The 357-nt window shown below is 63.6% G+C and carries 1 pseudogene; it reads right to left on the bottom strand.

Annotated elements, in window-relative coordinates:
- Positions 1-357, bottom strand: a pseudogene (locus AB9K35_RS00430) (hypothetical protein); the annotation flags it as partial.

Raw genomic sequence — 357 nt, forward strand, 5'->3', positions numbered from 1 at the left:
ATCCGCCGTGACGCAGGCACGGTTCTCCAGATCAAAGGGGCTGATGCAGGCGAACTGCCCGTCCCGGCACTCCAGCACGGCCCGCAGCAGTTTCATCGCCATATGGGCAGCCGCCAACCCCAGGGTCTCTCCCCAGCGTTCAGCCGCAATCGTATAGGCGCTTTGCCATGCCTGCTGCCGAGGATCAGCATGCGCCAGCAGAAAATGGCGCAGCACCGGCAGGAGCCCCAGCTCAAACTCATCGACCCCCAGCGACGCAACCGGCGCGGGCAGCGAAGCGGCATCCTGTGCCGAAACAGACGGGGAGTCAGCGTGCTGCCGGGCAGCATCAAATACAGAAACAGTCATCAGCAGATC

It is taken from the genome of Leisingera sp. XS_AS12, from assembly GCF_041224635.1.
Taxonomy (GTDB): Bacteria; Pseudomonadota; Alphaproteobacteria; order Rhodobacterales; family Rhodobacteraceae; genus Leisingera.